This is a genomic window from Streptomyces pseudoechinosporeus (assembly GCF_054783935.1).
The window spans coordinates 1-26,289 of the sequence record NZ_BAAGPS010000066.1 but is presented as its reverse complement, the minus strand read 5'-3'; the positions used below and the strand labels follow the sequence as shown (position 1 = coordinate 26,289).

Annotated in this window: 23 protein-coding genes and 3 pseudogenes; 12 read left to right on the top strand and 14 right to left on the bottom strand. The window is 68.4% G+C overall.

Features of this window, described 5'->3' with window-relative positions:
• Window positions 1–16: 16 nt before the first annotated feature.
• Together ACYVO6_RS40040 and ACYVO6_RS40035 are read right to left on the bottom strand one after the other, a co-directional pair.
• Entirely contained in the window at window positions 17–865 is an 849-nt protein-coding gene (locus tag ACYVO6_RS40040) for a fumarylacetoacetate hydrolase family protein (protein ID WP_461070238.1), read from the bottom strand.
• A complete protein-coding gene (locus tag ACYVO6_RS40035) occupies window positions 862–1,455 on the bottom strand; it encodes a carboxymuconolactone decarboxylase family protein (RefSeq protein WP_461070236.1) in 594 nt (197 codons plus the stop codon). Before ACYVO6_RS40035 ends, ACYVO6_RS40040 begins: the two co-directional genes overlap by 4 nt.
• Window positions 1,456–1,536: 81 nt before the next feature.
• On the opposite strand from ACYVO6_RS40035, the gene ACYVO6_RS40030 reads away from it, so the two are divergent.
• From ACYVO6_RS40030 to ACYVO6_RS40015, 4 genes and pseudogenes are all read left to right on the top strand, one after another.
• Window positions 1,537–2,421 (top strand): VOC family protein, encoded by an 885-nt coding sequence (locus ACYVO6_RS40030; RefSeq protein WP_461070234.1) that lies wholly within the window; start codon window positions 1,537–1,539, stop codon window positions 2,419–2,421.
• 67 nt (window positions 2,422–2,488) lie between these two features.
• Window positions 2,489–4,066, top strand: coding sequence for a phenylacetic acid degradation bifunctional protein PaaZ (paaZ, locus tag ACYVO6_RS40025; RefSeq protein ID WP_461070232.1), 1,578 nt, complete (start codon window positions 2,489–2,491; stop codon window positions 4,064–4,066).
• 336 nt (window positions 4,067–4,402) lie between these two features.
• Window positions 4,403–6,001 carry a bifunctional 3-(3-hydroxy-phenyl)propionate/3-hydroxycinnamic acid hydroxylase gene (locus ACYVO6_RS40020; protein WP_461070230.1) on the top strand — a complete coding sequence of 533 codons (1,599 nt, stop codon included), beginning with the start codon at window positions 4,403–4,405 and terminating at the stop codon, window positions 5,999–6,001.
• Between the two features lie 49 nt (window positions 6,002–6,050).
• A pseudogene (locus tag ACYVO6_RS40015) lies at window positions 6,051–6,236 on the top strand (transposase); the annotation flags it as partial.
• A gap of 72 nt (window positions 6,237–6,308) precedes the next feature.
• Here ACYVO6_RS40015 and ACYVO6_RS40010 read toward each other — a convergent pair.
• A complete protein-coding gene (locus ACYVO6_RS40010) occupies window positions 6,309–6,464 on the bottom strand; it encodes a hypothetical protein (protein WP_461070228.1) in 156 nt (51 codons plus the stop codon).
• A 69-nt stretch (window positions 6,465–6,533) separates the two neighbouring features.
• On the opposite strand from ACYVO6_RS40010, the gene ACYVO6_RS40005 reads away from it, so the two are divergent.
• Window positions 6,534–6,833 (top strand): transposase, encoded by a 300-nt coding sequence (locus tag ACYVO6_RS40005; RefSeq protein WP_461070226.1) that lies wholly within the window; start codon window positions 6,534–6,536, stop codon window positions 6,831–6,833.
• Window positions 6,830–7,717 (top strand): IS3 family transposase, encoded by an 888-nt coding sequence (locus ACYVO6_RS40000; RefSeq protein WP_461070224.1) that lies wholly within the window; start codon window positions 6,830–6,832, stop codon window positions 7,715–7,717. Before ACYVO6_RS40005 ends, ACYVO6_RS40000 begins: the two co-directional genes overlap by 4 nt.
• Window positions 7,718–7,911: 194 nt before the next feature.
• Here the strand turns inward: ACYVO6_RS40000 and ACYVO6_RS39995 are convergent, their stop codons facing one another.
• The gene (locus ACYVO6_RS39995) at window positions 7,912–8,532 is read right to left on the bottom strand and encodes a sulfite exporter TauE/SafE family protein (protein ID WP_461070222.1); all 621 of its coding nucleotides are present in this window, start codon (window positions 8,530–8,532) and stop codon (window positions 7,912–7,914) included.
• 46 nt (window positions 8,533–8,578) lie between these two features.
• On the bottom strand, window positions 8,579–9,589 hold the full coding sequence (locus tag ACYVO6_RS39990; protein WP_461070220.1) for a recombinase family protein: 1,011 nt from the start codon (window positions 9,587–9,589) through the stop codon (window positions 8,579–8,581).
• 227 nt (window positions 9,590–9,816) lie between these two features.
• On the opposite strand from ACYVO6_RS39990, the gene ACYVO6_RS39985 reads away from it, so the two are divergent.
• From ACYVO6_RS39985 to ACYVO6_RS39970, 4 genes are all read left to right on the top strand, one after another.
• Complete coding sequence (locus tag ACYVO6_RS39985; protein ID WP_461070218.1) at window positions 9,817–10,290, top strand: hypothetical protein; 474 nt, start codon at window positions 9,817–9,819, stop codon at window positions 10,288–10,290.
• Between the two features lie 269 nt (window positions 10,291–10,559).
• Window positions 10,560–10,691 carry a hypothetical protein gene (locus tag ACYVO6_RS39980; RefSeq protein WP_461070216.1) on the top strand — a complete coding sequence of 44 codons (132 nt, stop codon included), beginning with the start codon at window positions 10,560–10,562 and terminating at the stop codon, window positions 10,689–10,691.
• A gap of 359 nt (window positions 10,692–11,050) precedes the next feature.
• Window positions 11,051–11,506: a peptidoglycan-binding domain-containing protein gene (locus tag ACYVO6_RS39975; protein WP_461070214.1), complete on the top strand. Its 456-nt coding sequence runs from the start codon at window positions 11,051–11,053 to the stop codon at window positions 11,504–11,506.
• 529 nt (window positions 11,507–12,035) lie between these two features.
• Window positions 12,036–13,292 carry a beta-ketoacyl-[acyl-carrier-protein] synthase family protein gene (locus ACYVO6_RS39970; protein WP_461070212.1) on the top strand — a complete coding sequence of 419 codons (1,257 nt, stop codon included), beginning with the start codon at window positions 12,036–12,038 and terminating at the stop codon, window positions 13,290–13,292.
• 320 nt (window positions 13,293–13,612) lie between these two features.
• Here the strand turns inward: ACYVO6_RS39970 and ACYVO6_RS39965 are convergent, their stop codons facing one another.
• The 5 genes and pseudogenes from ACYVO6_RS39965 to ACYVO6_RS39945 form a co-directional block, all read right to left on the bottom strand.
• Window positions 13,613–13,867, bottom strand: coding sequence for a hypothetical protein (locus ACYVO6_RS39965; RefSeq protein ID WP_461070210.1), 255 nt, complete (start codon window positions 13,865–13,867; stop codon window positions 13,613–13,615).
• 69 nt (window positions 13,868–13,936) lie between these two features.
• Window positions 13,937–17,062 carry a Tn3 family transposase gene (locus ACYVO6_RS39960; protein WP_461070208.1) on the bottom strand — a complete coding sequence of 1,042 codons (3,126 nt, stop codon included), beginning with the start codon at window positions 17,060–17,062 and terminating at the stop codon, window positions 13,937–13,939.
• 146 nt (window positions 17,063–17,208) lie between these two features.
• Window positions 17,209–17,346: pseudogene (locus ACYVO6_RS39955) on the bottom strand (sulfite exporter TauE/SafE family protein); the annotation flags it as partial.
• Between the two features lie 144 nt (window positions 17,347–17,490).
• The gene (locus tag ACYVO6_RS39950; RefSeq protein ID WP_461070206.1) at window positions 17,491–18,774 is read right to left on the bottom strand and encodes a metal-dependent hydrolase family protein; all 1,284 of its coding nucleotides are present in this window, start codon (window positions 18,772–18,774) and stop codon (window positions 17,491–17,493) included.
• Between the two features lie 36 nt (window positions 18,775–18,810).
• Complete coding sequence (locus ACYVO6_RS39945) at window positions 18,811–20,469, bottom strand: bifunctional fumarylacetoacetate hydrolase/alpha/beta hydrolase family protein (protein WP_461070204.1); 1,659 nt, start codon at window positions 20,467–20,469, stop codon at window positions 18,811–18,813.
• Window positions 20,470–20,619: 150 nt separating this feature from the next.
• On the opposite strand from ACYVO6_RS39945, the gene ACYVO6_RS39940 reads away from it, so the two are divergent.
• On the top strand, window positions 20,620–21,291 hold the full coding sequence (locus ACYVO6_RS39940) for a FadR/GntR family transcriptional regulator (protein ID WP_461070202.1): 672 nt from the start codon (window positions 20,620–20,622) through the stop codon (window positions 21,289–21,291).
• Window positions 21,292–21,688: 397 nt separating this feature from the next.
• Here ACYVO6_RS39940 and ACYVO6_RS39935 read toward each other — a convergent pair whose 3' ends face one another.
• From ACYVO6_RS39935 to ACYVO6_RS39920, 4 genes are all read right to left on the bottom strand, one after another.
• Complete coding sequence (locus ACYVO6_RS39935; RefSeq protein WP_461070294.1) at window positions 21,689–22,597, bottom strand: CocE/NonD family hydrolase; 909 nt, start codon at window positions 22,595–22,597, stop codon at window positions 21,689–21,691.
• Window positions 22,519–23,433: a CocE/NonD family hydrolase gene (locus tag ACYVO6_RS39930; RefSeq protein WP_461070200.1), complete on the bottom strand. Its 915-nt coding sequence runs from the start codon at window positions 23,431–23,433 to the stop codon at window positions 22,519–22,521. The genes ACYVO6_RS39935 and ACYVO6_RS39930 overlap by 79 nt, the downstream gene beginning before the upstream one ends.
• A complete protein-coding gene (locus tag ACYVO6_RS39925; RefSeq protein WP_461070198.1) occupies window positions 23,420–23,785 on the bottom strand; it encodes a hypothetical protein in 366 nt (121 codons plus the stop codon). Before ACYVO6_RS39925 ends, ACYVO6_RS39930 begins: the two co-directional genes overlap by 14 nt.
• A 70-nt stretch (window positions 23,786–23,855) precedes the next feature.
• Window positions 23,856–24,689: an integrase core domain-containing protein gene (locus ACYVO6_RS39920; RefSeq protein WP_461070196.1), complete on the bottom strand. Its 834-nt coding sequence runs from the start codon at window positions 24,687–24,689 to the stop codon at window positions 23,856–23,858.
• A 1,017-nt stretch (window positions 24,690–25,706) separates the two neighbouring features.
• Between ACYVO6_RS39920 and ACYVO6_RS39915 the strand changes: the two are divergent.
• Window positions 25,707–26,289: pseudogene (locus tag ACYVO6_RS39915) on the top strand (hypothetical protein); the annotation flags it as partial.

Here is a 26,289-nt window from a genome sequence, read left to right as displayed (position 1 = left end):
TCCGACCGGACCGCAGTCAGCCGCCGATGACCGGGTTGACCATAGTGCCGACGCCCGTGACCTCGGTCCGCAGGACCCTACCCTCGGTCAGGTAGAGCCGCGGCGTGCGGCGGACACCGCAGCCTGCGGGGGTGCCGGTGAAGATCAGGTCGCCGGGCTCGAACGTGACCCGCTTCGACAGCCAGGCGATCAGCTCGGGCACGCTGAAGATGAGGTCCGAGGTGCGGCCCCGCTGCACCTCCAGGTCGTCGACCCACCCGGCCACCTCGATGTCGTCCGGGTCCTCGAACTCGTCGACGGTCACCAGGTACGGGCCGATCGGGCTGAAGGTGTCGTAGGACTTCGGCAGCGTGAACTGGTTGATCGGCTTGCGCCACTGCTCCTTGCGGTCGCTGATGTCCTGGCCGGCGGTGACCCCCGCGACGTACGACCAGGCGTCGGCCTCGGGGATGTTCTTGCCGGTCCGCCCCATGACCACCACGAGCTCGGCCTCGTAGTCGACCTTGTCGTACTGCGGCTCCACCACGATGGAGTCGTACGGACCGACCACGGAGGAGGCGAACTTGGCGAACACCGACGGCTCGTCCGGGACGGGCAGGTTGGACTCCTCGGCGTGCGCGCGGTAGTTCAGGGCCACGCCGATCGCCTTGTAGGGCTTGGCGACCCGGCCCAGGACAGGCTGCTCGAACGGCTTCCAGTCCGCCTCTTCGGCCCGCTCGGCGAGGGCGCGCAGCTCGTCGTGGAGCGAGAGATCGGAGAGCACCTCCAGACGCGGCTCGATCGCTCCCTTGCTGGCGTCCGCGATGTCGAGGGCGAGGTCGTCGCGGACGACGACCGGGCGGCCGGCGAGGTTGGCGAGCTTCATGCGGCTTCTTCCTTCTTCTCGGTCGGTTCGGGGAGGGGCAGTGCGAGGTCGCCCTCGACCTGGACCCCGAGGGTGTTGATGACGGTGGCGATGGTCAGGTATTGGCCGACGGTGTAGAGGACGTCGATGACCTGCTCGGTGCTCAGGTGGGCCGTCAGCCGGTCCCACAGCTCGTCGTCGACGCCCTGGCGGTCCAGGAGCGAGTCGGTGGCGGTGAGCAGCACCCGGTCCAGCTCGTCCAGTCCGTCCCAGTCGCCGGTCGCGGCGGCCAGGATCGTGTCGTCGGCGAGCCCGGCGCGGCGGGCGATCCGGACGTGCTGGTCCCACTCGTACGCGGCCCGCGCCCGGGCGGCGATCCGCAGGATCATCAGCTCCCGGGACGACAGCGGCAGGGTGTTCTTCCCCAGTACGTGGTTGCCGAAGACGATGAAGCGGCGCAGCGCCTCCTCGTGGTGGGCCAGCGTCGCCCAGATCGTGTAGATCCGCCCGTCCTGATCGCGGTACGGCGCCAGCGACGTCAGTGTCTTCTCGTGCAGCTCGCCCTCGTCGACGGGCTGCAGGCGGGCCTTCTCGGGCACTTCTCCCGACATCGGAGACCTCCTCGGCTCGATGACGTCAACGTATTCGTAAGGCTCTTGACCGTCAAGGGTCTAACAAATATTGTCCTCGTCATGACGATCCAGAGCCTTGGGTATGTGGGCATCGGCGCGCCCGACCCGGATGCATGGGCGGAGTACGCCCGGACAGTGATAGGTCTCGCGGTCGAGCCGGGGGCTGCGGCCGACAGCGGCTCCGCCGGGGGCGGTGACTTCGCGCGCCACCGCCTGCGTATGGACCAGCACCCGTTCCGCATGTGGCTGACCGAGGCGGAGACCGGCGGTGTGACGGTCATCGGCTGGGAGGTCCGCGACCCGGCCGCGATCGACGAGATGACCGTGCGGCTCAAGGAGGCCGGCGTCGACGTCACCGCCGGCACGGACGAGGAGTGCCGGGACCGCCAGGTGGCCCGCATGGTGCATTTCACCGGCCCGCTCGGCATCCGCACCGAGCTGTTCTGCGGCCGGCGCCTCGCCCCCAGCCAGTTCGTCTCACCGCTGGGCGTCGACTTCGTGACCGGGGAACAGGGGCTCGGGCACGTGGTGATGAAGACGCCGCACGTTCAGGAGGCGGTGGACTTCTACTGCGAGATCCTGGGCTTCCGGCTCAGCGACACCGCCGACTACCCCTGGGGCACCTTCTACTTCCTGGGCTGCAACCCCCGGCACCACAGCATCGCCTTCATCCGCTCGTACAAGAACGAGGGCACCCACCACATCCTGTGCGAGGTGACCAGCCCGGAGGAGGTCGGCCGCGCCCTGGACCGGACCCGCGAGCACGACGTCGAGCTCATGGCGACGCTCGGCAAGCACGCCAACGACGGGATGTTCTCCTTCTACATGACGTCGCCCGCCGGCTTCGGCATCGAGATCGGCGCGGGCGGTGTGCAGGTCGACGAGAGCACCTGGGTCAGCCGCACCTACACCGCCGACATCTGGGGCCACCATCCCGTGGCCTAACGGCGTTCAGCTGCCCTGATTCGACGAGTCCCTGAACCGGCCCTCAGACGAAAGCGGTTGTCAGCCCATGCTCCAGAGCTACTTGCAGGACACCTGGGTCACTCCCACGGCCACCTCCGAATCGGCGGCCGACGTACACGACGCGGTCACCGGGGACCTGGTCTGCCACGTCTCCTCCCAAGGCCTCGACATCGCGGGGGCGTTCGACCACGCACGCCGCGTCGGCGGCCCGGCCCTGCGGGCCCTGACCTTCCACCAGCGAGCCGACCTCCTGGACGCGGTCGCTGCTGCCGTCCGCGCCCGCCGCGAGGAGCTCTACGCCCTGTCGGCCCGCGCCGGAGCCACGCTGCCGGACGCCCGGTACGACGTCGACGGCGGTATCCGTGTCCTGCGCGACTACTCCGCGCGAGCACGCGCCGAACTGCCGGACGCGCCGATCCTGGTCGAGGGACCCGCCGAACGCCTGGCCCGGGGCGAGGACTTCCTGGGTGTCCACATCTGCACCCCCTCACCGGGCCTGATGCTTCAGGTGAACGCCTTCAACTTCCCCGTCTGGGCCCCGCTGGAGAAGCTGGCGCAGTCGGTGCTGGCCGGTATGCCCACGGCGGTCAAGCCCGCCACCCCCACCGCGTACCTCACCGCACAGCTCGTCCGGATCATCACGGATGCCGACGTCCTTCCGCCTGGAGCCCTGCAACTGGTCGTGGGCTCGGTACGGTCGGCGCTCGACCTGCTGGGCGAACAGGACGTGCTCTCTTTCACCGGCTCGGCCGCCACCGCCGAGGCCCTTCGCACGCACCCGAACCTGATCACCCGTTCCGTCCGGTTCAACGCGGAGGCCGACTCCGTCAACGCCATCGTCCTCGCTCCGGACGTCACGCCCGGCTCACCGCTCTTCGAGGCGTTCGTGCGGGAGGTCGTGACCGAGATGACGGTCAAGGCGGGCCAGAAGTGCACCGCGATCCGCCGGGTCCTGGTGCCCCGCCGGCACGAACTCGCCGCCCTGGACGCGATTTCGGCCGAGCTGGCCGGGGTGACCATCGGCAATCCCACCTCGGACGGCGTGCGGATGGGAGCGGTCGTCAGCCTCGCGCAACGCGACGACGTACGCCGGGCCGTCCGCAAGATCGCCGAGTCCGGCCGCTTCGTCCACGGCGACCCCGACAAGGTCCGGGTGGTCGACGCCGACCCGGACCGCGGAGCCTTCCTGGGCACGCTCCTGATCTCCGCGGACCCTGATGCCCCGGCACCTCACGAGGTCGAGCCGTTCGGACCGGCCGCGACCGTGCTGGCGTACCGCGACACGGCTCACGCCACGGACCTGGTGGTGCGCGGTCGGGGCAGCCTCGCCGCCTCGGTGGTCAGCGACGACCTCTCCTGGACGACCGCCTTCCTTCAGGACGTGGCCCCCTGGCACGGACGGCTCCACCTGCTGGACTCGACGAACATGGCGCAGACAACCGGGCACGGATCACCACTGCCCGCCCTGAGACACGGCGGACCCGGTCGCGCCGGCGGAGGATCGGAGATGGCGGGCACCCGCGGCGTCGTCGACCTGATGCAGCGAACGGCACTCCAGGCCTCTCCACGGCTGCTCAACACCCTGCACGCCGCGCCGCCCTCCCCGCCGGTCGAATCCCTGTGATCGCCGCGGTCGGCTCCCGCAGGCGTCGCTCTTCGAGCACCTGCGGCACTGCGCTCATTCCGTACGACAGGCTGCGCCTGACCGCAGCCGCCGGGGGAATCAAACAGGGCGAGGCTGGTTTGCGCGTATCTCGCACCGACGCTGCGCCTCGACCGCACTCGGCGACGCTGCGGGCGCGTTCACACGATGGCCCACGGGTGACTCCGACCGGCCAAACGCCGGTGCGCTTCGGGCCCGTGCCATCGCGCAGGCTGGAGGGGGGAACGCGGCCCCCGACAAGCCGACACTCAGTTCAACACCCTGCCAGAGCTGGTTTCGATCCGGAAAGGTCCGCACGTGACCGACGTAGTTGACGCTGATGTAGTGATCGTGGGCCTTGGCCCTGTCGGCGCCACGGCCGCGAACCTGGCTCACGACCTTGGTCTCCGGGTCGAGGCATTCGATCGAGCCGCACACATCGAAACCCGGCCCCGTGCCATTGGATTCGATCAGGAAGCCATGCGTGTCTTCGCCAACTTCGGCCTGGCCGACGCGATAGCGGATCACGTCATGCCCTACCGGCCGTCCGAATATCACAACGGCAGCGGGCAGGTCATCAAGCGCATCGGCACCGCACCACCACCTCACCCCCTCGGATGGGCACCCAACTACGTCTTCCTCCAGCCACAACTGGAAGGCGCGCTGCGCCAGCGCCTCGAGCAGGCGGACAACGTTGAGGTGCATCTCGGCACGGAGGTGATGGACGTGCAACTCGCCGACGACAGCGCCACCGTGGAGGCGGTCGACGCAACTGGGCGTCGGCGCACGCTGCGCGCGCGGTATGTGCTGGCCTGCGACGGCGGCAGCAGTCCGTTGCGAAGGCGGTTGGGCCTGAGCATGGACGACTTGGAGTTCGACCAGCCGTGGCTGGTTGTGGACCTGTTGCTGCGCCCCGGCGCGGGAGCACAGCTGCCACGGACGAACGTCCAGTACTGCGAGACAGCGCGTCCGAGCACGTTCATCGTGGGCCCGGGGAACCACCGGCGGTGGGAATTCATGATCAACCCCGATGAACGTCCCGAGGACGTGTCGCACCCGGACTTCATTCGCACTCTGCTGTCGCGATGGCTGGCTCCCGGGGACTATGACCTGTGGCGAGCGGCCACCTACCGCTTCCATGCCCTGGTCCTCAAACAGTGGCGCACGCAGGGCTTGTTCTTCCTGGGCGATGCCGCACACATGACACCACCGTTCCTGGCGCAGGGCATGTGCCAAGGGATCCGCGACGCGTCCAACCTGATGTGGAAGCTGGCCCTTCACTTGCGTGGCGACACCTCCGAGGGTCTCTTGGACACGTATCAGCGCGAGCGCACCTCGCACGTACGACACGTGACACTCGTCGCCAAGGAGTTCGGCCACGTGATCTGCGAGCGCGACGAGGCCACCGCCGCCAAGCGCGACGCAGACCTGCTGGCAGAACTGAAGGCCACGCCGGAAGGAACCATCCGCCAGTCCCTGATCCCCGGACTGTTGGCAGGCTTCCTCGCACCGGAACGTTTCCCCGCGCGTGGAGACATCCTCCCGCAACCGACAGTGACCGACAGCCGGGGCAGGACCGGGCTGCTCGACGAGTTCACCGGGAGCACCTTCCGGCTGGTGATCCGGCACGGCACGGACGCAGCCGCAGCCGAGTCGGCCGTGCGCGCGCACCGGGCGGAAGGTGGATTTCCGATCCGCGTCGTCCGTATGGTCGCCGAGACGCCGGTCGGCCAGGACGAATACCGCGAGGCAGAGCACCTCCTGGACGAGTGGATGCGTCGACACTCGTGCGAAGCGGTGCTCGCTCGTCCTGACCACTACGTGTTCGGCGGTGTTCATTCAACAAGCGACACCGGCCTCCTGCTCGCAGCTGCTCGCGAGCAGCTGCACGGCACCGGTCTGTCACTGTTGTCCTGACATCGATCGATTGCGCGGTTCCCCGTCCGTGCCGGACCCACAGAGCGAGGTCGGCATCTTCCCCGACCGTGCTGCCGTGATCCGGCTGGTCGGCGCGGTGCTGGCCGAGCAGAACGACGCATGGACCGAGGCGCGCCGCTACACGGGACTCGACCCGCTGGCCAAGGCCGAGTGGCCGTCGATACACCACCTCGGCGGACGTGACCGTGATCTCGATCAAGGGATACGGAACTGATACCCCCTGGCGCATATCCCACGGTCGGTTCTTGAGGCGACTCCAGGACGGTTCGAAGCTGGCGATCGGCTGTCAGGTAGACACAGGCAGGAGGCCGAGGAGCTCGTCCAGCCCGTCAATGGTGAGATGCGGGCTCTGCTCCGGCGGCAGCGAGGTGTAGCGGTCCGCCGGGTGGATGCCGGTGGCCACCGCGATGGCGAGGGCGTCGGCGCGACGGGCCATCGCCATCTTGAAGCTTCCCCTTGATCGTGGACACCTGGAGACTGGGACATGAGGTTCCAGAGGAAGTAGCACCAGGTGGGAAGCAAGTACACGAAGCGGTACACCGAGGAGTTCAAGCGGGACGCCATCGCGCTCGTCGACTCCTCGGGGAAGACGGTGACCGCGGTCGCCCGGGAACTCGGGATCAGCTCGGAGTCCCTGCGCGGGTGGTACCGCCAGGCCAGGGCGGACCGGGACGAGAGCCCGAGCGGCGAGCTGACCAGCGCCGAACGCGAGGAACTGCGGCGGCTGCGCAAGGAGAACCGCGAACAGCAGCAGACCATCGAGATCCTGAAAAAAGCGACCGCCTTCTTCGTGAAGGAGAACGACCGGTGAGTGCGTTGTACCGGTTCATCCATGCGGAGAAGGCGAACTATCCGATCACGCTGCTGTGCCGGGTGCTGCACGTGGCCCGCTCCTCCTATTACGCCTGGTGCGAGAGCGAGGCCGCCCGCCGCACCCGCCAGGCGGCCGACGATCTGCTCGCGCACGAGATCACCGTGCTGCACCTGGCCTCCCGAAAGACCTGCGGCGTCCCGCGTATCCACGCCGAACTGCGTCGCCTGGGGCGGCGGGTGAACCGCAAGCGCGTCGCCCGCCTGATGCGCGAGCACGAGATCCGCGGCGCCAGCCGACGCAAGAGGTGTTCGCTGACCCGGCCGGACACGAAGGCGAAGCCGGCCCCGGACCTGATCGGACGGGACTTCCCTGCCGAGCGTCCCGGAATAAGGCTGGTCGGCGACATCACCTGCCTGCCCACCGCCGAGGGCCGGCTCTACCTCGCCTGCTGGCTGGACCTGGCCACCCGCGAGGTGGTCGGCCATGCCATGGCCGACCACCACCGCGCCGAACTCGTCGTGGACGCCCTCGACATGGCCCACGGCCGGGCCGGTCCGGAGCCCGGCTGTGTCATACACAGTGATCGCGGCAGCGAGTACACCTCGGCCCAATTCCGTGACCGAATACGGGAGTTGGGCCTGCGACAGAGCTGCGGGCGCATCGGATCATGCTTCGACAACGCCGCCGCGGAGAGTTTCTGGGCCCTGCTCAAGGAAGAAATCGGCACCCGCACCTGGCCCGACCGGGCCACCGCCCGGGCCGAGGTCTTCAACTTTATCGAAACCTTCTACAACCGCCGCCGCCTGCGCAAACACAAGATCTTCGGCTACCTCACCCCAGCCGAGACCAGGCAGCGGCATCAACACGCCCTCGCGGCATAACCATCGAGTGTCCAAGATCACGGGGAAACTTCATGGGTGTCTTTAGAGTCGCCTGGTCCATCGGCTTGGCCGCGCTCGGCTACCGCTGGTCGACGGCATCGTTCAAGCGCGACCCGAAGTAGGCGACATGAGCGCGCGGGCCACCTCCCGCGACTCGTCCCGGGGCTACGGCGGGACGGAGCTTGTCCGTCGCGTCACGGCCACAGGAGCATGACGGCGCATGCGGCGACGCCTACGACGACGATGAGTGTTCGCAGCCCGGCGGGTGGCAGGCGGCGGCCCGCGCGGGCACCGATCAGTCCGCCGAGCGTCGATCCGACCGCGATGAATGCCGCCACGGACCAGTCGACTTTGGTGGCGGCGACGAAGACCAGTGCCGCAACTGCGTTGACGATCGCGGCCAGGACGTTCTTGGCGGCATTGAGGCGGTGCAGGCTCTCTCGTATGGAACAGCCCAGCAAGCTGATCAGGACGATCCCCTGTGCCGCTCCGAAGTAGCCGCCGTACACGCCCGATGCGCAGACTGCCGCCCACAGTCCTGGCGGCCCGTGCCCGGGCGTCCGCATGCGCCGGTCCAGGCGGCGGCGCAGGTAGGGCTGGGCGAGGGTGAGTGCACAGGCGGTCAGGATCAGTACGGGCACCGCCGCCTGGAACGTCCGAGCCGGCAGCCTGAGCAGGAGCAGTGCTCCTGCCAGCCCGCCCAGGGCGGAGGCCGTGGCGAGGTGGGCCAGGCGGCAGGCCTGCCCGCGCAGTTCACGCCGGTACCCCCAGACGCCCCCGAGCACTCCGGGCACGAGTCCGATGTTGTTCGACACATTCGGCCTTGGGGACCAGTGGAACAGCCAGTATCGGTGAGAACGATCATGGTCGTGTGCTGGGCATCACGGCGTCCGCGCGTGGCCGGGGGACGTCCGCGTTCTGGAGTGTGGTGAAGTCGGCGCGGGCCTGCTCGATGGCCTCGGGGTACGCCTCGCGCTTGGCGTGCTCGGCGAGCGCTCGGTAGACGCTGGCTACCGAAGGGTTCTGCCCCTTGCGCTTGCCGGTGGGGATGATCAGGTCGGGCTGGATCTGCTCGACGGACTCGCCGCCCGCGCGGCGCCGCAGCACGGTGTGAAGCATGTCGTCGGTGATGACGGGCGGCCGGCCGCCGTGCTTGCCCTTGCGGGCCGCGGTGTCGAGCCCTTCCAACGTCGACTCGCGGATGTTCTCCCGCTCTGTCTCCGCCGTCGCGGCGAAGAAGCCGAACAAGAGCTTGCCCGGCCCGGTGGGGTCGTAGATGCCGGGCAGGGGGCCTGCGAGCATCTCCAGCACCAGGCCGTGCTCGGTCAGGTGATCGGCGAGGGCCGTGAGCTCTGCGGCATCGCGTCCCAGCCTTTTCATCTCGTAGACCGTGAACAGGACCCGGCAGTGTGGCGCGTGCGCCTTGATCTCCCGGGCGGTCTTCAGCGCCTCTTCGAACTGGGGGCGGACCTTGATGCGGGTGCTGATCTTCTCGCTGAAGATCTTCTCTCGCTCGATGCCGTGCTTGGCGAGCGCGTCCAGCTGCGAGTCGAGCTCCTGCCCGAGCGTCGAGCACCGCGCGTAGCCGACACGGATGTCCGCGCTCGGCAGGTTGGGGTCGATGGCCGCAGGGACCGGTTTGCCGGGCCGCCACGGCTGGCCGGGCCCGCGGTCGGCCGGCGTCTGCACCCGCAGTTCCTTGTTGAGCTTCGGGACTTTGGTGAAGCGGCCGGTGTGGTAGGCGCTGGCAACCGCGCCGGAGCGCGAGCGGCACGGCGAGCCGGGGGCCGCCTTGCACTTGGGGCACGGATGGCGTTCGACGAGATCGGCTTCCGACGCGGCGGTGGGGGAAGGCTCTTGGGGGTCCGTCACAACCCCGGATTTTCGCACAACTCAAGTCGCAGAACCGCCCTCCTGCCTCTCTTGAGTGAGAGCGGCTTCTGCGAACCGATCCGGCTCCCGGCGATCTCCGGCGGCCCTTGTTTGATCTTGCTCGGACAAAGGGTCGTTTGTGAGAAACCGAGGAACGCGCTGACCTGGTGGCGGGGGCGTGGAGTGCGGGGACACGGAATGTCCGGGAGCTTGCCCGTCTAGCGGGTGTGACTCGCGACACCATCTACAGCGACCTGCGACGGCGAGGAATCGACCCAGCGGACCGGACGTCGCTGCCGCCGCTCCCGGCCTACGCCCCGCTGAACGCCGCAGTGCTACGCGAGCTGGCAGTCCAGGTGGGTGCCACTGCGGGACCTGCGGTTCTCACTGACTTCTCGGAGCCGCTGGCACAGGCGGCGTTTGCCACGCACATGGCCCTCGACCACATCAGCGCCCTGGCCGGGCCGATGGGGGAGGACGCCGAGCTCCGGCCCGCCCGCGTCGAAGACCTCGCCTTCCAGGGCGACCATCTGCGGCGGCAGGCCCACGCCCTGTGGGCGGCCGTGGAAGACACGCAGGTGGTGGTGGCCCGTACGGCCCAGCGGCGCGCGGAGATGGCCGACGAGGAAGCATCCGTCGAGTCCGCGGAGTTGACGGTGCGCTGTCGGCGGTGCCCGTGGTGGTCTCGTTCTTCCAGGTGATCCATCCGGGGTGTCGATCTGCGGCCCCGCTGGCGCAAGGTGGCTATGGCGACGCGTTTTGGGACCACCGAGGCGCCTCGAATCGGCCCCAATCTGTGAAGATCGCCGCCAGCGAAGACGGCTTGAAAACAGTCCTACTTGGCCCTCCGAGCCGGTCACGGGCGGGGCCGATGCAGGTCGCCTCGGAGCGGGCTTCACATTTCGGGGCCTGCTGGAATCGCCTCGGTGGGGTCGGAAGAAGTCGCCCTAGCCAGCAGGGGGTGGGCACGGTGCCCAGTACGAAGAAGATCGGCAACGCCAGCGTCCAGCGGTACGAGCAGATCGTGGAGAAGCTGCGCGATGACGTCGCAAAGTTGTCGAACCAACAACCCCAGCACCCAACCCTCCGCACTCCGCGGTGACCCGCGCCTTCGCTGCGAGCCACGGATCTGACGGACCCGTAGGGCGACTTCTCGTGGTCCCAGCGGTAGCGGCAAAAAAGTCGAGCTCAACAAGGTCGCGGCTGTAAACCAGAGGCGGTCTGGTCCGCCGCCTTGCCCGTACTCCGGTGTTCGCGGCGGCCGTTCCCTTGTGGGTCAAACGACCGGCACACTCAGCGGCCGAGCCGGGCTACTGTGCCCGCCGTACGGGGCTGACAGCGGAACGCAGGTGTGGGCGGGTGTGTCGGTGCACTCGGCTTCGATCTTCCACCGAAGATCCGTAAGGTCATGTACACGACAAATGTACTCGCCTCTGTCAGTTACCTACGAACTGGAGAACCGTGAACAGAAACCGTTTCAAGGTCGGCGCCATCAGTGCCATCATCGGCGTGGTCTCGACGCTGCTGGTTGGATTGACCGCGAGTCCTGCCTCTGCTGACCCCTACGAGTGCACCAAGGCCACGAAGACGACGGCCGCCCCAAACACCCCCAGCGGGCGGTATCTCTACCTGCCTGCGCGCGGCAGCTCCAGCTCCACCTTCACCTGCTGGATGGCCTACGGAACCCGAGGCGACGAAGTCAAAGCGCTTCAGGCGGCGATCAACCACTGCTACAACCACATCCCTAATCTTGTGCCCGATGGCATCTACGGGGACGCCACCAAGGCAGCGGTACGTGCTGTTCAGACGCAGCACCGAATCCACGTAGACGGCGAGTACGGCGAAGACACCTACTCCGCCATGATGTTTCCGTTGTATCGGATCGTCGACAATGGGTTCTCCGGCGCCTGCAAATAGGAGCTGTGCGGAACTCGTCAGCGTTGGGTGACCCAGGCCAGAACGTCGGTGGCGATCTGGCCTGGGTCACCCGATGTGGTCTTGGACTCCTCGCTGGTGGAGGGGTTGGCTAGGGCGACTTCTTCCGACCCCACCGAGGCGATTCCAGCAGGCCCCGAAATGTGAAGCCCGCTCCGAGGCGACCTGCATCGGCCCCGCCCGTGACCGGCTCGGAGGGCCAAGTAGGACTGTTTTCAAGCCGTCTTCGCTGGCGGCGATCTTCACAGATTGGGGCCGATTCGAGGCGCCTCGGTGGTCCCAAAACGCGTCGCCATAGCCAGCGCAAGGCGGGCGGTGACGGTTTTACCGCCCGGGAGCCATCGAACAACTGGAGCTGGAGGCCACGTTGCACACTCTGGCTACCCTGCTGGGCCCGCACCTCTACGACGCGGAAGACGACTGCGACCCAACTCCACCTGACAGCCCCCATTTTGCGACGTTCAGGCAGCTTTACCCTTTTGGTCAAACAGATAACTGAATGAGGAAGATCGTGGTAGAGAAAGCTTCCGCCGGAGCGTCGGATGTCGTGGTCACCGGACTCGGAGCGGTCACGCCCCTGGGCGCCAACGTCACCTCCAGCTGGCAGGGCATGCTGGAAGGCCGGTCAGGAGCCCGGGTTTTGAACGAACCGTGGGCCCATGAGTTGCCGGTGCGGATCGCCGCACCCGCGGCCGTGGACCCCGCGGCAGCCCTCCCGCCCGCGCAGGCGCGCCGGATGGACCGCGTCACGCAGCTGGCGCTGATGGCCGTACACGAAGCCTGGGCGGACGCCGGCCTCGATACCGCTACGGAGCTGGACACCGAGCGGCTCTCGGTCGCGGTCTCCTCCACCATCGGCGTAGAGACCATGCTCGCTGCGCATCAGACGCTCCAGACCAAGGGCTGGAAGCACATGTCGCCCTACGCGGTGCCCTCCCTGCTGCCCAACAGCTCGGCGGCGCAGATAGCCATCCAGTACGGCGCCCAGGGCAGTGCCCATGCGCCGGTGAGCGCCTGTGCCTCGGGGACCGAGGCCATCGGGCTGGCGGCGGACATGATTCGCTTGGGCCGGGCCGACGTCGTGATCGCCGGCGGCGCCGAGGCGCCGATCCACCCGTTCGGCCTGGGCGGGTTCGCCGCCATGCGTGCCCTTTCCCGACGTAACGACGACCCGCAGGGTGCCTCCCGCCCTTTCGCCAAGAGCCGGGACGGTTTCCTGCTCGGCGAGGGCGCGGGCATCGTGATCCTTGAGTCGCAGGCCCATGCCCGCGCCCGCGGTGCCCGGGTCTACGGCCGGATCCTCGGTATCGGAATGTCTGTCGACGGGCACCGCATCGCCCAGCCGCAGCCCGAGGGACTCGGTGCGGCCAAAGCCATCACCCGGGCGCTCGCCGACGCCGGCCTGTCGGTCACCGACATCGCCCATGTCAACGCCCACGCCACCTCCACACCGGCCGGAGACCTCGCCGAAGCCCGCGCCCTACATCGTGTGTGCGGCGCCCACACCGACCAGATCGCCGTCTCGGCTCCCAAGTCCATGATCGGACACCTGCAGAGCGGCTCCGGCCCCGTCGAGGCGATCACCACCCTGCTGGCCCTCTACCACCGCGTCGTGCCCCCGACCCTCAACGCAGAAGAGACCGACGACGCAATCGGCTTGGACATAGTGACCGGATCACCGCGCCAACTTCCTCAAGGACCACTGGCGGCCCTGAGCAACTCTTTCGGCTTCGGCGGCCATAACGCCACCTTGGTCCTCACTTCCTGAACGGCCTCGCCCGCGGGTGATAGATCTGCCCATGACCAGCAGGTTCACTCCACTCCCACGCTGCCGCTGATGGTCAGGTCGCCCGGCAATCTCACCCACGGGAAGCCGACTGGCCCGCCCCGCCGCCTACACCCCCACCCTGAACCGCACCGGCGACGGCTGGGACCTGCGGCTCTCCCGGTAACGTTGTCGCTGCCGCTCACGCACATTGCCCGGAGCGCTTCAGCGTTCCCGGGCGATGTCGTCTCTGGGGGCCGGATCAGCGCCTATCAACTTCTGTCAGCAACACCGGTTCCCTGATCCGTTCCTACCCGGACCCCCTACTCGGTGGCACCGCTCAGCAGCGTCTGAAGGTCCTCGTCCGTCATTCCCAAGGCCACCAGGAGTGCGCGGATCTCGCTGACGTGTCCCTGGAGCAGGTCGCACATCTCGATCAGGGCGGGCGTCGAAGGGCAGGACTCGGCCCCATGCAGCTGCCTCCTCGCGGCGAGCAGGTGGAGCGTCGCCATCGCCAGCTCGTGGACCATCTCATGCGCCACGTTGCCGGTGGACTTCCTCGAACCGCACTTCGCCATGCTGTGCTCAACGACCCGTCGCCGCCCAGGTGTCGGCCGCCCGCCGCGCCCGGCGCGGCGGCCTGTGGGTCATTCGTCGGTGCCGTCGTCGTCATCGTCGAGGTCGGGTGCGTCCGGGTCGCGCAGCGGGCGCAGGCCGCTGACCGGCTGGGAGGCGGTGAAGTTGTAGCGGCCCAGGACGTTCAGGTTCTTGTGCTTGAGCGGGGAGAGCCGGGCGACGTCCTCGTCGCGGATCTCGTGGCCCTCGGTGCGGAGCTGGGCGACGGCGGCGTCGATGTACCTGGTTGTCCAGAGCACTACGGCGTTGAGGACCAGGCCGAGCTGGTCCTCCATGCCGTCGCGGTATGCCTGGTGGATGGTGCCCTTCTTGCCGTGGCAGATGTCGCGGGCGAGTTTGTGGCGGGATTCCTGGACGGTGAGCTGCTTGTGCATCTGGCGCCGGTAGGTGTCGTCGACCGGGTCGACGACGGCGAGCAGGTGCAGGGTCTTGGCGATGCGCCCGTACTCGGCGAACGCCTGCCCGAGCGGTGTGGGGTGGCCCTCGCGGCCGAACATCCGCAGCAGGTCGTAGGCGCGTACCTGGTTGGTGACCAGGGAGCCGGCCACCCGCAGCATGTCCGGCCAGGCGGTGAGCACCTTCTTCACGTTGACCTTGTTGCGGGCCAGCGCCTCTAGCGGCCCGTACCCGCCCGCCGTCTCGGCGCCGGGCATCTGGGCCTTCCAGAACCGCTGGTCTTCGAGGTCTTTGAAGCGCGGGGAGAAGCGGTAGCCGAGCATCTTGAAGATGCCGAACACCATGTCGGAGTAGGAGGCGTTGTCGGTGGCGACCATCTCCGGCTTCACCCCGCCATCCAGATTGAGCAGGGCGTCCAGGATGAACAGGGAGTCGCGCGGGGTGCCGGGCACCACCATCTGCCCGATGCCGATCACCTGGTCGTTAATGGCGTTCAGCCAGGTGATGCCCTTCTTCTTCGCGAAGTACTTGGGGCTCGGGCCGGCGTTGATGGTGCGGACGGGGACGACGAAGCGCAGGCCGTCGACGGAGGCGAGCAGGCCCTTGCCCCAGAACTGCACGATCGGCACCCGGGCCTGGGCCTCGATCAGCGCGGCGTTCGCCGCGGCGATGGTGTCGCCGCGCAGGTAGTACTGGTCGACGTGGACCAGCCGGGCGCGGGTGAGCGCCTCGTAGTTCGGGTTGATGACCGGGGTCATGCCGATGTTGCACGCCTCGCTCACGAGCAGGGCGACGACCGAGGTGGTCAGGTCCTTCATGCGGGTCTTGCCGTCGCCCAGGTGCACGAAGGCGTCCAGGAACCCGGTCCAGCCGTGTACCTCGAACAAAAGGTCCGGCAGGTCGATTTTGGGGAGCATCTTCTCGACCCTCTTGCGCAGCCAGTTCAGGGACTTCGGCTCGCCCAGGGCGTGGAGCTTCTCCACGTTCAGCTTCGCCCGTCCGCCTGGCTGCATCTCGAAACTGATCTTCGCGTCCGGGCCGGCCTCTTCGAGGCGCTCGGCCATCTGCTTCCATGTCGCGTCCAGGACCTCGATCAGTTCCTTGAGGTGCTGTTCGGCGTTCTCGTCCAGGCTCAGCCCGGCCAGGACGTCCTCGCGTACCGCCTCCCAGCCCTTGCCCTGGAGCAGGCGGGCGCGCGGGTCGGACCAGCGATGCGAGGGGGAGGCGTAGATGTCGCGGCGCTTGAGGGCCCGGAAGAGCTGTTCCAGGACGCAGACCACGTACGCGTCGCGGTCCACCGCCCCCTGGGGCAGCTCGGCATTCGCGTACACGGCCTTGCGCCAGTGCGCCGGCACGAGCTTGTCGTCGACCTCCCGCGGCAGCAGCGGCTTCTCGCCCACCTTCCGCCGCGACAGCGCGGGCAGTCGCTTCACGCCGGCCAGGATGCGCGTCCCGCCGGTTGCGGCCCCGAGCGCCGAGGTCTCGCCCAGCAGCGACAGGAACGGCTTGACGGTGTTATAGCGCAGCGCCAGCGCCCCGCGCAGCGCCGTCTCCGCCGCGTCGTCGTCCTCAGGCACCAGGCTCACCACCGTGACCGCCGCGCTGGACAGCGCCGCACGGGGCGCGACCTCCTCCAGCGCCCGCCACATCGCTGCCACGTCCACATCGCAGCCGGTCTCCTCGATGAGCTCCAGCTCCTCGATGACCACCGTCGCCGCCCTGGCCACGATCCGGGATGCCTTCTCCAGCTGCGGCAGAGTGGACAGGCGCTGCTTGTCCGTGGACCGCTTCGCGGTGCTGATCAGCCTCGTTGCCATCAGGATCTCGAACAGGTCCAGGGCGTCGTCGATCGCCTTGGCCTCCAGGTGGCGCATCACCGCGGTGAGCATCGCAGTGCGCTTGGGCTCCGGGGTCCGCTCCAGCTTCGGGGCCTTGGTGCCCAGCCCGTACCGGGCCAGCGCGGACAGCCGGTTCGGCGGGATCTGCTCCAGCTTCACCCGTCCCAGCTGGAAGGCGGCGATGTCGTCGACCCGCTGCAACGCGCCCTTCATCGCGGTACCCGTGGTCCGTGTCGGCGGCCGGCGCATCCGCTCCAGCTCCGAAAACCGCTTGCCCTCCGGAGTCTTCAATGTTGCCACCAGGTCCCCGGGCAGCGCCGCATCCGCCCGCCGGGCCGCCTTGGCGACCGTGGCGTGCAGCCGCCTCTCCGCGACCCCGCGGACCTCGGCGACCTGCCGGGCCAACACACTCACCCCCGGCAAGAGCACCCGGTTGCGGCGAAGCCAGCCCACCGAGTGATCGAACAACGCCTTCGGCCCCTCGGCATGGGTCCACGCCCGCCCGTGCAGGAACGCCCGGAACTTCCGGCCCTGGGCATGGTCCTCGAACAGGTGGTAGCCGTACGCCTCGCGTATCTCCCACGCGTGGTCGTACACCGTCTGCCGCCGGTCCGCGTACCGCTTCACACACGACGCGTCCTCAATGCCCAGCTGCCCGGCCAAGTGCTCCACCACCGGCCACGGCACATCCAGCGGGTCCTCGCCCAGGAACAGGCCCACGTACCGCACCGTGCACATCTGGAGCGCGAACCCGAGCTGGTGATGCTGCGTACGCCGCAGCGCGATCAGATCCCGGTCCACATCGTCCAAGAAGAAGAACCGCTCCAGCTCGGGCTGCGTCGGCTCCTCGGCGAACTTCCCGTACGCCTCAGCTTGCTCATCAGTTAAGAACTCGACTGGCATGCGGCGGACGTAACCACCTGCCCGCGAGCGACCGTGGCTCTTTGAGCGAACACCCGTACGCAAAAGATCATTTGTGCTAATGGATCACGGAAAGCCGACCAAGATCGATCTCACCGATACTCGCTGTTCCATTGGTCCCCCAGGCCGACATTGGCGAGGACGGGCGGGTAGCCCAGAGCGAGCAGAGTGGGGAAGGTGATCAGGGTTCCGGAACCGACCACCGCGTTGATCGCCCCGGCCGCCGCGCCGGCCGCAGTGATGGCCGTAGCCGCAAGGAAATCCACTACTGCCTCTCGGTCTTTCACTGTCCACGGCCTGCGGGCCGCGCACACGGCTTGTCCGCGCCTTGCGTTTGTGGCCGGCGCGGCGTGGACGTGCCGACGCCCCCGGGTCAGCGCGGACCGGGGGGCGCCGGATTGTCGGACGGTTCAGGAAACGATGACGGGCTGCTCGGTCAGGGAGGAGGTCCTGCCGAGGCCGCTGTCGTCGAGGTCTTTGTGGAAGGAGCCGCCCTTCATGATCGCGGAGATGTTGTCGCGGTTCTGCAGCACGCTGATGTCCTGCAGGGGGTCCCCGTCGACGAGGATCATGTCGGCGAGGAAGCCGGGCCTGACCTGCCCGAGTTCGTCGGGCATCCGCATGATCTCGCCACCGAGCTTCGTGGCGGCCAGCAGCGTCTCCATCGGCGAGTAGCCGAGCAGGTCGACGAAGTGCTGCAGGTCCCGGGCGTAGGTGCCGTGCGGTGTCCAGGCGAAGCCGTAGTCGCCGCCGGGCAGGACCCGGATGCCGCGTCGTCGCATCTCCTGCAGCCCCGCGATGGCGCACTCCAGCTCGTGCTTGTAGCCGGCCGCCTCGGCCGCTTCCGGCGGGTAGCCGAAGCTGGCGGCGTCATGGAGGGTGGCCACCAGCCAGTTCAGGCCCGGGGCGACGAAGACCTCGTCCTTCTTCGCCTCCAGCATGTCCATGCCCTCGTCGTCGATGAAGCTGGCGTGGTAGATGATGTCGACGTTGTTGCGCAGCGACATCTTCACGCTCTCGGCGGAGCGGGCGTGCGTGCACACCCGCAGGCCGCGGCGGTGGGCTTCGGTGGTTACGGCCAGGACCTCTTCGTCGGAGAAGTAGTTGTCCTCGGCGTGCTTGTTGCCGGTGATCTCCTCGCCCGACATGCTCAACTTGACCAGGTCGGCGCCGTAGGCGACGTTGCGGCGGACCTGCTTGCGCATTTCCTCCGGGCCGTCGGCGAAGGCGGTGATCCCGTCGACGAGATCGCCGCCGGTGACGGCGATCTCCTGACAGTTGGCCAGGTATCGAGGGCCGGGAATCAGCCCGTCGTTGATCGCGTTGCGGATGACGACGTCCAGCCGCGGTTTGGCCGCTGCCGCGCCGACGCACATCGTGTAACCGCAGTTGAGGTAGGTCAGGGCCGACTTGGCCGAGAGCAGGGTGTGTTCCTCGACGCCCAGGCGGCCCAGGCCGGGAAGATCCGCAGAGTCGATCCACGAGAAGTGCGTGTGGGCATCGCACAGGCCGGACATGAGGAACTGCCCGCGCCCGTCGATGACGCGCACGCCGTCCCGGGGCAGGTCACCGCTGCCGCGGCGCACCTCCGCGATGCGCTCGCCGCGGACGAGGACCTCTCCGTCGAACGGCTCGCTGCCGGTCGAGTCGAAGACACGGACGTTCGTGAACAGGATCGAGGTGTTCGGTGACATCCTCGTCACCTTCCTTTCAAGCGGCTCTTGCCATGGTCAGCGTGTGAGGAATTCCTGCAGTGCGTGAGTGACCTGGTCGGCGGCTTCGAGGGTGTGCCAGTGGCCGACCCCGTCGAGGACCTTCAGGCGCGCCTTGGGCAGCAGGGAGGAGATCTCGTCGTTGACGGCGATGGGGCTGGTCTTGTCCTCGCTGCCCGTCAGCAGCAGCACCGGCGCCTTGATGCCGGCGAAATCCGGCTCCTCGGCGGATGCGAGGGCCTCGCAGGCCAGGGCGTAGCTCTCGGAGTCCTGCCCCAGCAGCAGTTCCCTCACCATGGCGGCGGCCAGCGGCCGCTCGGTGCGGGTGGTCTCAGAGGTGGCCACGGACACGATGGCGTCGGCCACGGCCGACATGCCGCCTTCCCGCACCGTGCGGGCCCGGGCCAAGGTGGCCTGCCGTGCCTGCTCGCTCTGGGCGCGCACCGGCCCGAGCAAGGCCAGCTGGGTGACCCGGCCGGGGTGCGCGGCCGCGAAGTGGGACGCCACCAGGGTCCCCATCGAATGGGCCACCACCGCCGTCTCCTGGATGCCCTCGCCATCCAGCAGCGCCACCAGCTCCTCCACCCAGCCCGCGATGCTGGGGACACCGGCGCGCGGGGAGCGCCCGTGCCCGGACAGGTCGTAGCGCAGCACCGTGTGGGTCTCGGCGAGCGCGGCGGCCTGCTGGTCGTAGACGGTCGTGGCACCGCCCAGGCCGTGGATGAACACGACGGGGGTTCCCTGCCCGCTCTGCTCCACGAACAGCCGCGCCGCACCCGTCGGCTGCAGACGGTCGCGGCCCGATACCGGGCCGATGACGTTGGTCAGCTCGCCCAGGCCCGGCGCGGACACCACGACGCGGTCTCCGGTGGTGAGGTACCTGGGCGGGTCGAAGCCGATCCCGACGCCCACCGGAGTGCCGGTGGCGATCACGTCGCCGGGCTCCAGCGTGATGCCGGCCGACAGCGTTTCGATGATGGTCGGCACATCGAAGATCAGCTGAGAGGTGTTGGCGTCCTGGCGCAGCTCGTCGTTGACCCGGGTCTGCAGCTGCAGATCCTCGATGTCGACCTCGTCCGCGCTCACCGCCCACGGGCCCATCGGGCAGAACGTGTCCAGGGACTTGCCGATGAACCACTGCTTGTGGTCGCGCTGCAGATCCCGTGCGGTCACGTCGTTGATCAGGGTGTAGCCCCACACGTACTGCAGGGCCTCTTCTCGCGAGACCTTCGAGCAGCGGCGCCCGATGATGATGCCGATCTCACCTTCGTAGTCCAGTGCGGAGGTGATGTCGGTGTGGGGATCGACCACATCGCCGGAGGCGATGACCGACGCGGCCGGTTTGGTGAACACCACCGGGTACTGGGGGATGTGCTGCCCGTCGGGAGACCCGGTGGCATCGAACCCGCTGCGGGCGAACTCGGCGGCGTGTTCGGAGTAGTTGCGTCCCACGCAGAAGACGTTGCGGTGCGGCACCAGAGGCGCGAGCAGCTTGCCGTCCGCGGCCTGGCCGTCGACCTGCACACGTTTCCCGGCCGCGGGCCCGGCGGCGATGATCTGCTGCAACTCGGTGATCCACTCGCCGGTGTCGGCGAAGCGGACCGCTCGTGTGGTCCCCTGCTCGTCCACCGCGCACACGCGCACGCCGTCAGTGGTGTGAATCCGTGCGTACCGCACCAGCCCTCCAACCAATCAGAACCAATCTCGGCTATCGGTTCATATCGGTGACTTTAAGTACGTGTTTCGCGTCGGTCAATGACCTACTGGCCGGTAATTGGTTTGGAATGGTGCTAATATTGGTTCGCATTGGTTTGGCGAGGAGGGGACATGAGCCACCCGGTCGGCCCAACGGCCAGCGTTCTCAGGCACATCCAGCGGCACATCACCGACACCGGACTCAAACCCGGCGACCGCCTGCCCACCGAACGTGACCTGGCCACCGCAGTCGGCGTGGGGCGCGCAGCGGTACGGACCGCTCTGGAGGACCTCGAAAGCCGCGGCATCGTCCTGCGTCACGTCGGACGCGGCACCTTCCTCGCCCCCGACGGGGCCGCAACCCCCGAAAATCACGAGCACCCCAGCCCGTCGGAGATCATGACCGCCCGCATGGCCCTCGAACCCGAACTCATGCCGCTCGCCATCCTGTCGGCAACCGGCCCCGACGTCGCCGAGATGGAGCGCTGCCTGCGCGGCGGAGAGCAGGCTGCCACCTCGGAGGAGTTCGAACGATGGGACACCGCGTTGCATCACAGCTTCGCCCTGGCCACACACAACACGGTTCTGATCAACGTCAGCTCGCTGCTCGTGGCAGCCCGACGCCAGCCCGTGTGGGGCGGCCTGAAGAAGCGGACCTTCGACGCCCAGCGTCACCGCTGCTACTGCGACGAGCACAAGCAGATCGTCGCCGCCGTCAAGGAACGGGACGCGGAAGCCGCACGCGAGGCGATGAAAAATCACCTACGGCACGTCCGCCGCACTCTCCTCGGTGACGCCGGGTGACTCGACCGCGCCCTTGGCCTGTGCTCCAATGCGTCGGAGCGGCAGGGGCGCGCTGATGGCAGCCCGGACATCACGTAGCACGTTCTCATCAGCCCCGAGCCGGGCCCCCTCCACTGCCCCTGCTCCTGCCCGGACCGCGATCTCGGCCACCTGCTGGAGTGCCGAGCGGCCACGGACCACTTCTCCCCCGGAACAGCCTCACCGGCCTCGAACACACCATCGCGCCTATCCGGTTCCCCCGCTGATGCCGTAGACAGCGTCGCCTCGTCGGTCACGTCCGTATTGCTGGCGAAGGGACGAGGTCACGGACGGGAGTTGCTTGATTCGGGTCTGGGCGTACCGTTGGGTCGCAGCACAACTGCGCTGCGACCCAACGACGTTCGCACCCCGGACGCCGCTACTTCAGCACCGGGACGTCGACCCAGGTCCTGCTGCCGAGGTTCACCGTGACGCTCTCCGCAGGGTTGTCGGGGACGACCCGCGGGAAGTCGCCTCCGCTGAGGGTGACGCGCAGTTTCTCCCCGGGTTTGAACTTCCAGTGGGTCTGGCCGAGCGAGATGGTGTACTGCGTCGGCTTGCTGGGCGTGACGGGCTTGGCCTTGTCCAGGCCGTCGCGCAGCTGTGCCCGCTGGTATCCGGTTTCGATCGGCAGGACGCGGCCGTCCGGCAGGACGGTCTCCAGCTTGCTGACGAAGTACGCGTCCTTCGCGTCGATCGACGCGTTGAGGTGCAGCGTGACCGGGCCAGCGACCGTGGTGTCCTCGGTGAACGCCGGGAGAGTGAAGGTGGTGCGGTTGAGCGCGTAGCGGCCGCCCGGCCGGACGACCTTGGTGTCGGAGACCGCCTGGTTCTGGGAGGGGTCGTAGGGCAGGCTGCCGAGCACGTCGGCCGACGGGCCGTCCATCGGGTTCACCTCAGAGCGGAGTTCCTCGGCCGCGGGAGGGCTCTCGGCGAGTGCGCCGTCGGCCGTCGGGTACAGCCGCCTGCTCGAACTCGCCGCCGCGGGCCACTGGTTGTAGCCGTGCCAGCTGCCCGCTGCCTTGGCCGAGGTGGACTCGTAGCTGATCACGCGGTCCGGTGGCAGCTGTGCCCCGGGGAGCTTGGCCAGCCAGTGATCGAACCACTGCAGGACGACGGAGTACGAGATCGCCGTCGAGGCGTCCACGCCCAGGGCGGCCGGGTCCACACCGGGGATACTCAGGAATCCGCCGTGGATCCACGGGCCGTTCAGCAGCCAGGTCTCGCCGGGTCTTTGGGCGAGGGCGTCGAAGCCGCCTTCCTTGAAGATGTCGAAGTAGCCGCCGATGTGCAGGGCCGGAACCTCGATGTCCCGCAGCTTGTTGGTGGTACGACCTGCTTCCAGTACGCGTCGTAGAGCGGGTGTTCCCGGACGCTCTTCAGCATGCTCGTGTGGTCCTCCGGGCTGAGGACCGGTCCGCTGTTGGCCCACTTGGCGCCGTTGATGGTTGGCACTCCGCCTGGGTACGCCCACTCCGAGTAAAGGTTCGTCGAGGAGACGATGGGGAGGATGGCGCGCAGGTGCGGGAGCCGCTGCGCTGCGCCCCGGTAGGCCGTCATGGAGCCGTAGCTGGTCCCGACCTGCCCCACGTCTCCCGTTGCGCCCGGCCGCCGGGCGAGCCACTCGATCAGGTCGTAGGTGTCGGTGGCTTCCTTGGGCTGGAACCACGAGGGGAAGGAGCCCTTGGAGTCGCCCGACCCGCGGACGTAGCAGATGAGGACGTTGTATCCACGCCCGGTCAGGTAGGTGGCCATTGGGTTGTTGTCGATGTGCGTGTACGGCGTGAACTCCAGCAGGAGGCTCGGGTGTTCGGCGCCGTCCACCTCGCCGTCGCGGCCCGGCCGGTAGAGGTCACAGGCGAGGCGGGTGCCGTCGCGCGTGGGTACCCGCACCTTCGACAAAACGCTCTCGTACTGGGTCGGCCGGTCGTAGGCAAGCCAGTCGCGGATGTCCTCGGGGGTGGGCAAGTCGAGCAGTCCCGGCGCGGCGGCTCGGGCCGGCTTCGCTTCGACGGTGTTCGCCGATGCCGACGTCAGTCCAGCGAGGGCCAGAGCGATCGCCATGACGGCGGCGACCGTTGCTCGTCTGCGGGGGTGGAGGCGGCGAGCGTCAACGTCCGTCATGTGTACGCTCCCTGGGGCAGACGGGGAAGAGTTTCCGGGATTCGCTCGTGGGCGTCGCGGGGGCGGCCGGGTCGGTGAAGCGGCAGCCGAACGTCAGGGCAGCGACCTTCTTCCGGTCGAGGATGTCGTCGCCGGCGGGGCGGGCCGCCTTGTCCCCACGAGCCTCGCGGCGCTCCACCCAGCTGGTGAGGTCCTTCCACGCCTTGCCCAGTTCGACGTCGCTGAAGTCGCAGTGCATGGCGGACCGGATCCCGCGCTCGACGAGCAGGTCGGACTGGCCGTTGGCGGCTACCCTCTTGGCGTAGGTCTGCTGCATGGACAGCGGCACGAGCATGTCGTCGATCGTGTGCATGCTCATCACCGGCACGCCCGGCTTGCCCTGTGGGGTTCCAGAACGTGGCCAGCGGCGGTGACTTGCGTTTCTACGCCACTCGCTCGTACTCGTTGATAAGGCCTACGAGGATCGGTCGGCGCTTGATCCGCTCGTGAGAGAGGTCGGCGATGGGGTGGTCGGGCCGGGGTGGTTGGAGTTGGCGTCCGCGATGGGGTCTTCGTCCGTTGTAGTGCTGGGCGTACTCGTCCAGCACGGTGCGCAGGTGGCGCCGGTTGGAGATGAGCATCCGGTCGGTGACCTCCGAGCGGACGGTGCGCACGAACCGTTCCGCGTACGCATTCGCTTGAGGGCACCGCGGAGGGATCTTCACGACTTTGATGTCCTCGCTGGCGAGGACCATGTCGAATGACCTGCTGAACTGGCCGGCCCGGTCGCGTATGAGGAAGGCGAACTGGGATGCTCGGTGGCCGGGGTTCATCAGGAGACTGCGGGCCTGTTGCGTGGTCCACGGCCCGTCCGGATGGCTGGTCACGCCGAGGACGTGCACGTAGCGGGTGCCGGCTTCCATCGCGAAGAAGACGTACAGCCGCCGCAGGGTGACCGCGCAGTCGATGTGAAAGAAGTCGACGGCGAGCATGGTCGAGGCCTGGGTGCGGAGGAACTGCCGCCATGTCGTGTCGGTGCATCGCTCGGGTGCCGGGGGTGTCTTCCGGCGTTCGAGGATCCTGCGGATCGTCGAAGCACCCACGCGGTGGCCGAGCTTGAGGAGTTCACCCTGGATGCGCTGATCCCCCCCCCAGGAGGCGTTTTCCAGGGCGAGTTGTTCGATGAGCGCGGCGGTCGCCTGGTCGATCGGTGGGCGGCCGGTCCGGTTCGGGTACGTCCACTTCTTCGTCACCAGCCGGCGGTGCCACCGCAGCATCGTGTCGGGTGTGACCAGACGGGGTTGTCGCAGCGCCCTGGGCAGCTGTCGGATCAGCGCCGGCGAGGTAGGCGCGGTCGGCCCAGTCGAAGCGTGGTTTGGGGTTCGTGCGGCGCAGCGTCGCGACCTCGTGCCGCAGGTCGGTGGCGACGCGGGTGCCGTCGGGGGACCAGCCGGCGGACTCGACTGCAGCTCCCTGGCGGCCGGCGGACTAGACTGCAGCTCCCTGGCGGTCGAAGGCATCGTCCTGGCCTGGTGGACGATGCGGAACACGCTGTGGCTGGTGCTGATGGCCAGGCGGTCGTCGACTGGTGACGAGGCGGTGCTCCACACCCGGTACGTTTGTTCGATCACGTGGTTGGGAGAGGCGCCGGTCGTGGCGTCCCGTACTCGGACCGTTCCGTCGTCCGAAGACCTGGAGTGTCGTGCCGCCGAGGTCGACGCCGATCCTGAGGTCGTTGGTCTGCATGGTGACTTGCCGCGTTCCGCGGACTCGACGGGCCCCTGGCCCGTTCGGGCCTGGTCCAGGTGAGACGCGCAGGCGCGCAAAGGCGCAACAACGGGTTCATATAGGCTCCTCACTTCGGTTACCACCGTCCGAGACTGCCTGGGAGAGCCCCTGTGACCGCAGCGTTCGCTCCATCCGAAGGGGCCGTTACACCCGTCGACGCGACATCCGCTGACGAGGCAACCGTCGAAGGGAAGTCCGTCGAGGGGAAGCTCGTTGCCGGGACGGCGGGGGAGGAGTCGGTCGTGGAGCAGACGGCCGTGGCAGGGACGCCTGCCGAAGAGACGCCCGTCGGCGAGTCGTCCCTCGAAGTGGCTGTCGGCGCGGGGGAGTTCTGGGTCGAGCCGGGCGCATCCACTGGCGCGGAGGATCTGTCGCTGGGCGAGTCGGCGGCTGTCCCGGCGCCCGATGTCCCGGCGTCCGGTGACGCTGTGACCGTCCCGCCGCCGGTTGGGACGGTACTCGCCCCGTTGTCCGACCCTGCGCCTGTGCCCGTCCCCCGCCGGGACATGACCGCCCCTTCCCCCGGCCTTCCCGAGGCCGTGGTCCGAGACGCGCGCGAGTTCGGGGAGTACGCGCGGACGGGCGGCTGGGCGTTCGCGCTCAAGGTGGCGCGCAGTGTGCGGCCCGGCGGACAGCCCGCCGGGGAGACGCCGAAGGTCTCCGCCAAGCGGTTCGCCGAGCTGGCGGGGTGCTCACCCGAGCGGGTCATGCGCTACTACAAGGCGTGGGACATGGCGGCCGACGACGCTCTCGTGCCGCACCTGGAGGCCCTGGCCCCCGGCGAGGACGTCGAACTGCCGGACGCCGACGTGTGGCTGTCGTACTACAACTCCCGCAACAGCGCTTCCTCGGTGCGTGGTACGGCGATCGCAGCGGCGGCCGAGGCGGAGGGCATCCGGCCGACCAAGGCGCTCGAGGTTGCCGAGAACCCCACCGCGCTGCGCGCCGCGATCCTCGCGGACCCCTCGACCGCGCAGGCGGCGCGGGCTGCGCTCCTGGACCGGCTGAAGGAGGACCCGGTGCTGCAGACGGAGCTGGCCCGTGACATCGCCCGCACCGATGAGCTGAAGAAGGCGGTGGCGACCGAGA

What these genes read in the sequence shown, in the direction of transcription:
- ACYVO6_RS40040 (WP_461070238.1), bottom strand. Translation starts at nt 865, where the DNA reads ATGAAGCTCGCCAACCTCGCCGGCCGCCCGGTCGTCGTCCGCGACGAC.
- ACYVO6_RS40035 (WP_461070236.1), bottom strand. Translation starts at nt 1,455, where the DNA reads ATGTCGGGAGAAGTGCCCGAGAAGGCCCGCCTGCAGCCCGTCGACGAG.
- ACYVO6_RS40030 (WP_461070234.1), top strand. Translation starts at nt 1,537, where the DNA reads ATGACGATCCAGAGCCTTGGGTATGTGGGCATCGGCGCGCCCGACCCG.
- paaZ (WP_461070232.1), top strand. Translation starts at nt 2,489, where the DNA reads ATGCTCCAGAGCTACTTGCAGGACACCTGGGTCACTCCCACGGCCACC.
- ACYVO6_RS40010 (WP_461070228.1), bottom strand. Translation starts at nt 6,464, where the DNA reads ATGGCGATGGCCCGTCGCGCCGACGCCCTCGCCATCGCGGTGGCCACC.
- ACYVO6_RS39965 (WP_461070210.1), bottom strand. Translation starts at nt 13,867, where the DNA reads ATGGCGAAGTGCGGTTCGAGGAAGTCCACCGGCAACGTGGCGCATGAG.
- ACYVO6_RS39960 (WP_461070208.1), bottom strand. Translation starts at nt 17,062, where the DNA reads ATGCCAGTCGAGTTCTTAACTGATGAGCAAGCTGAGGCGTACGGGAAG.
- ACYVO6_RS39950 (WP_461070206.1), bottom strand. Translation starts at nt 18,774, where the DNA reads ATGTCACCGAACACCTCGATCCTGTTCACGAACGTCCGTGTCTTCGAC.
- ACYVO6_RS39940 (WP_461070202.1), top strand. Translation starts at nt 20,620, where the DNA reads ATGAGCCACCCGGTCGGCCCAACGGCCAGCGTTCTCAGGCACATCCAG.
- ACYVO6_RS39930 (WP_461070200.1), bottom strand. Translation starts at nt 23,433, where the DNA reads ATGACGGACGTTGACGCTCGCCGCCTCCACCCCCGCAGACGAGCAACG.
- ACYVO6_RS39925 (WP_461070198.1), bottom strand. Translation starts at nt 23,785, where the DNA reads ATGCACACGATCGACGACATGCTCGTGCCGCTGTCCATGCAGCAGACC.
- ACYVO6_RS39920 (WP_461070196.1), bottom strand. Translation starts at nt 24,689, where the DNA reads ATGCTGCGGTGGCACCGCCGGCTGGTGACGAAGAAGTGGACGTACCCG.